Source organism: Marinobacterium litorale DSM 23545 (assembly GCF_000428985.1).
GTDB lineage: Bacteria > Pseudomonadota > Gammaproteobacteria > Pseudomonadales > Balneatricaceae > Marinobacterium_D > Marinobacterium_D litorale.
Genome location: NZ_AUAZ01000067.1, coordinates 1 through 1156, shown reverse-complemented (window position 1 = coordinate 1156; position 1156 = coordinate 1). Strand labels below are relative to the sequence as shown.

General features: G+C 56.2%; 1 protein-coding gene. It reads right to left on the bottom strand.

Annotated features, from left to right (window positions below; all coding sequences use genetic code 11):
• Positions 1–361 precede the first annotated feature (361 nt).
• A partial coding sequence (locus G403_RS24135) for a tyrosine-type recombinase/integrase (RefSeq protein WP_036234912.1) occupies positions 362–1156 on the bottom strand: 795 nt, incomplete at its 5' end.

Genomic DNA, 1156 nt, shown 5'->3' with positions numbered 1-1156 from the left:
GGCTGAAAAACACCCGTCTGCCCGGTGCGTCCTGGTGTGAGGTGCTGCACGCCTACAACGTGGGGCCGGGGGCCTTCCTGGCGGGGCAGCGGAATGCAGCATATGTGCAGGCCGTTCTGGGTAGGGCGGGGGAGTATTCGGAGTTGAGGGTTTAGGTGTCAATAAGGTGTCAAACGATAACCCCAGCCTTTAGCAAGCTGGGGTTTTAGCGTTCTGGACGTGGCGCGCCCGGGAGGATTCGAACCCCCGACCTACCGCTTAGAAGGCCAATCCGTAAATGTTTAGCTGTTTTGCCTTTTGTATGTTTTGCTTTCCTGGTCGTATTTTTGACAGATTCGATTTTTTGCTACTTCCAGTTTTCTTAGGTAAGCCTCTGTTTTTGTAGGTGTAATAAGGTGTCAAGGTTCAGTGCTGCCTGCCGCCGGTCTTCTTCTTGTAAGTGTTGGTATATCCGAAGGGTTAGGGCGGGATCTTTGTGTCTCAAGCGGTCGGCTACCTGCTTGGGGCTAAGACCTGCCTGTAAAGCCATCGAGGTATACGTGTGTCGCAACCCATGCAAACCGATTCGTGGCACCTTTGCTTGTTCGGTTAGGGCCTGGAACGTGCGCATGACATTGCGGTAAGAGAGGGGAGTACCAACCTCCGACGGGAAAATCAGATCATGATCCAGCCAGCGCTTGGCAGTAGCCCGTTCTTCAGCCTGGCGCGTGCGATGTTCAGACAGAATGGTTTGGGTAGCAAGGTCAAGGTAGATAGGGGCCGATGATCCCAAAGTTTTGGTAGGGCCCAGGGTACGTTGCTTGGTAAGGGTGTGGCGAATCCACAATTTCTCACCTTGCCAATCCTGCCAGCGTAGGGCCATGGCTTCCCCGATACGCAATCCAGTGGTCAGCATTACGTAAAACATCGGATACAGTCGGTGGCCCTGGGCCGCTGCGAGAAATGCGCTTACCTGCTCCCGATTCCACGCCCGTGGAGGGCGCACCGTGCCGCCAGTGGGAGGGTCTACAGCGTCCATGGGGTTTGCCTCCAGAAGACCCACCCGTACCGCGTCCCGCAAAGCCGCTCGCAGGAATTGGTACAAATGGCGACGGGTGGAAGGGGAGAGTTCCGCCAGTTCTGCAAAGCGAGCGCGGATAGCCAGCGGGGAAAGGCG